This window comes from Streptomyces sp. NPDC059900 (assembly GCF_050270335.1).
Taxonomy (GTDB): domain Bacteria; phylum Actinomycetota; class Actinomycetes; order Streptomycetales; family Streptomycetaceae; genus Streptomyces.
Genome location: NZ_JBNNJZ010000714.1, coordinates 1 through 3,761 on the forward strand (window position 1 = coordinate 1; position 3,761 = coordinate 3,761).

Here is a 3,761-nt window from a genome sequence, read left to right on the forward strand (position 1 = left end):
GCCTCAGTGAGTATGAGGCCATGCCCGCGTCAAGAAACCCCGTCGCGACGCGAGTTGGCGCTATCGACGCCCCGCGTTCACTCCCCGAACCCCACACCCCCTCCGGGCCCCTCAGGCCACCTCGGGCTCCGCCTCACGGCCGGCGTCCGGAGCGTGCCCGGCCGGCTGCGTACCGCCCGGGACCAGCTCGTCCCAGTGGACGGTCCGCTCGCACCACCGCTCGAGGAGCACCCGGTCGTGCCCGACTGCGAGCAGCCCCGCGCCGCTCTCGCGCCGGTACTCCTCCACGGCGTGCACGAGCGCCGCCGTCGTCGAGGCGTCCAGCATCGCCGTCATCTCGTCGCAGATCAGCCAGCGCGGGCGGAGCACCAGGGCGCGGGCCAGGCAGGCCCGCTGCAGCTGTCCGTCGCTGACCTCGTGCGGCCTGCGGCCCAGGAGATCGGCGCCGAGACCGACGGTGACCGCCAACTCCCCCGCACGCGCGGCGGCTTCGGCTCCGCGCCCGTTCGCCCGCAGCGGCTCGGCGATCAGGTCCGTGAGGGTGAGGCGCGGGTCGGCGGACAGCCGGGGCTGCTGGAAGACGACGCCGAAGGCGGTGCGCTGGGCGCGGGGAGCGCGGTGCCGCCAGCCGCGGGCGGGCTCGCCGTCGATGACGACGCGGCCCGCGTCGGGCCTGTGCAGCAGGGCGGCGACCCGGGCCAGGGTCGACTTGCCGCAGCCGCTGGGGCCGAGCAGGCCGACGGAGGCGCCGGGCGCCAGGGTGAGGTCGACGCCGCGCATGACGGGGGCGCGGCGGTCGTATCCGGCGGTGACGGAACGCAGTTCAAGCATGAGGGGCCTCCAGGACGGCCGCCGCCGGGCTCGGGTGGTGGCAGGCGACGCCGTCCGCGGTCTGCGGCACGCTGGCGCAGGCCTCGTCCGCCGCCGGGCAGCGCGCCGCGAACGCGCATCCGTCCGGCAGCGCGGACAGTTCGGGCGGCATGCCGGGGATTGGCGTGAACTCCCGCTCCGGCAGGGCGTTCAGGAGGCCGCGCGCATAGGGGTGGCGGGGGCCGGGCGCGCCGAAGAAGTCCTTCGCGTCGGCGAGTTCGACGATGCGTCCCGCGTACATCACGGCGACGCGGTCCGCGATCCGCTCGGCCGCGGCCAGGTCGTGGGTGATCAGGAGCAGCGCGCGGTCGTCGCCGACGTGCCTGCGCAGTTCGTCCACCGTGCGGTCGACGAGGTCGCGGTCGAGGCCCGTGGTCGGCTCGTCGGCGAGCAGCAGCGGTGCGTCGCCGATGAGCGCGAGCGCGGTGGCGGCGCGCTGGGCGAGGCCGCCGGAGAGCTCGTGCGGGTAGCGGTCCAGGTGCCCGGCGGGGAACGCGGCCCGCTCTGCGGCGGCTTCGGCGGACTTGCGCAGCTGCGGGCGGCGCACGCCTGCCAGTTCCCGCAGGGTTTCCTCCAGCTGGGCGCGGACCGTGCGCACCGGCGTCAGGTGCGCGGCCGGGCTCTGCGGTACGAGGCCCACGCGCCGGCCCCGGACCGTGCGGGCCAGGGTGCGCTCGTCGGCGGTCATCAAGTCCACGTCGCCGGTGAGCGCGGACCCGGCGCTCTGCGCGTTCTGCGGAAGGAGCCCGAGCAGCGCCGACGCGAGCACGGACTTGCCGCAGCCGCTCTCGCCGACGAGGGCCAGGCACTCCCCCGCCGCCAGGTCGAAGGAGGCGTCGGTGACGGCGGACACGTATGTGTCGCCGCGCATGCGGAACCGTACGGACAGGCCGCGCACCGAGAGCACCGGGGGCACGGGGGACGGGGACGAGACGGGCTCGGTCACAGCATCAGCTCCGATCGGCGCCGGGGATTGATCCGTTCCCGCCAGGCGCCCGCGAGGCCGGCGATCGCCAGGGTGGGCACGATGATGAACAGGCCGGGGAAGAGCGTCGGCCACCAGTCCCCCGCAAGGAGCGAGCCGCGCGCGCTCTGCACGAGGGTGCCCAGGCTGGCCTGGTGGGTGGGGAGTCCGAGCCCGAGGAAGGAGAGGGCGGACTCGTGCCAGATGGCGTGGGGCACCATCAGGACGGCGGCGAGTCCGGCCTGCGGGAGCACGCCGGGCAGCAGATGGCGCACGATGACGCGCAGGCGCGACGCGCCGCCGGAGATGGCCGCGTCGACGTACGGGCGCGAGCGCAGCGACAGGACCTCGGCGCGCACGATGCGGGCCGTGGACAGCCAGTGCGTGAGCGCGACGGAGACGACCACCGGCCACACGCCGGGGCGGAACATCGCCACGATGAAGATGCCGAGCAGCAGATGCGGCACCGACGAGAAGACGTCCACGAGCCGCATCACGACCCGGTCCACCCAGCCGCCCGACGCGGCGGCGAGCGCGCCCACGGCGGTGCCGATGACGGTGGCCACGACCGCCGCCACCACGCCCACGAGCAGCGAGACCCGCAGCCCGTACACGCAGCGCAGGAGCAGGTCGCGTCCCACGTCGTCGGTGCCGAACGGGTGCTCCGGGGACGGCGGCCGGAGCTTGGCCGCGAGGTTCACGGCCTGTTCGTCGAGGTTCACGAGCGGTGGCACGAGCAGGACGGCGAGGATCACCGCGGCGACGATCACCGCGGAGGAACCCACCCGCCCCGCGCGCGTGGAGCGGCTTTTGGCGGCGCCTCCCATGGAGGCGCGCCACGTCGTCGTCTCAGCCATCGAATCCCACCCTCGGATCGGCCAGGCCGTACAGCAGGTCGGCCAGCAAGTTGCCCAGGAGCACCGCCGCCGTGGCCAGGACGGTGAGCGCGGCGAGCAGCGGGAAGTCCACGGCGGTCGCCGCCGACACGGTGGCCGCCGCGATGCCGGGCCAGCTGAAGACGGTCTCCACCAGGAGCGCCCCGGTGATCAGTTCGGGCACGCGGGAGCCGATCAGGGTGAGCACCGGCAGCATCCCCGAGCGCAGGGCGTGGCCCAGGAGCACGGTCCGTTCGGCGAGGCCACGCGCGCGTGCGCCCCGGACGGGGTCGTCGCCCAGTGCGTCGCCGACCCCTTGGCGTACGTAGAGCACGAACCACGGGAGCTGCGAGATCGCCAGGACGGCGGCGGGCAGCACGAGATGGCCGGCGACCTGTCCGGCGGTGACGGCCGAACTCGCGGTGTCGGTGAGCCCGCCCGAGGGCAGCACGCCCAGTTTCAGGGCGAACAGCCAGACGGCGAGCAGCCCGACCCAGAACGGCGGCGCGGCTTCGAGGGTGTAGGCGAGCGAGGTCACGGCGCGGTCGAGCCAGCCGCCGGGGCGGCGCGCGGCGAGCACGCCGAGCGTGGTGCCCACGAGGATCGCCAGCAGGAACGCGGTGGCGGCGAGCAGCACGGACCAGCCGATGCGCTCGCCGATCACGTCGGCGACGGGCTGGCGCAGGGTGCTGGAGTCCCCCAGGTCGCCGCTGACGGCCGAGGTGAGCCAGTCCCACCAGCGCTGCACGAGCGGCTGGTCGACGCCGAGGTTGGCGCGCAGCTGGTCGAGGTTCTCCTGCGAGGCGGTGAGTCCGGCCGTGCCCGCGTAGGCCTTCACGGGGTCGAAGGGGGACGCGGCGGCGATCGCGAAGACGCCGAAGGTCACGGCGAGCAGGACCGGGACGGCGAACAGGGCCCGCCGTCCCGTCATGCGCGCCATCGGCCCCCAGGGGAGCTTGCGGAGCGCGGATGTCACTGCTGCGGCTGCCAGTCCTCGACGTTCCACCACGGGCCGGACGCGAGGCCGTGGTCGTGCGGCTCGGTCTGGGTGG

At 74.9% G+C, this 3,761-nt stretch carries 4 protein-coding genes; all 4 read right to left on the reverse strand.

Features of this window, described 5'->3' with window-relative positions; translation table 11 throughout:
* Positions 1–111: 111 nt before the first annotated feature.
* Positions 112–831: an ABC transporter ATP-binding protein gene (locus ACQKIP_RS42550; protein ID WP_365865234.1), complete on the reverse strand. Its 720-nt coding sequence runs from the start codon at positions 829–831 to the stop codon at positions 112–114.
* The gene (locus ACQKIP_RS42555) at positions 824–1,741 is read right to left on the reverse strand and encodes an ABC transporter ATP-binding protein (RefSeq protein ID WP_365865347.1); all 918 of its coding nucleotides are present in this window, start codon (positions 1,739–1,741) and stop codon (positions 824–826) included. Before ACQKIP_RS42555 ends, ACQKIP_RS42550 begins: the two co-directional genes overlap by 8 nt.
* A 71-nt stretch (positions 1,742–1,812) precedes the next feature.
* Positions 1,813–2,691 carry an ABC transporter permease gene (locus ACQKIP_RS42560; protein ID WP_427745467.1) on the reverse strand — a complete coding sequence of 293 codons (879 nt, stop codon included), beginning with the start codon at positions 2,689–2,691 and terminating at the stop codon, positions 1,813–1,815.
* Complete coding sequence (locus ACQKIP_RS42565) at positions 2,684–3,649, reverse strand: ABC transporter permease (protein WP_365865348.1); 966 nt, start codon at positions 3,647–3,649, stop codon at positions 2,684–2,686. The genes ACQKIP_RS42560 and ACQKIP_RS42565 overlap by 8 nt, the downstream gene beginning before the upstream one ends.
* Positions 3,650–3,761: the final 112 nt, after the last annotated feature.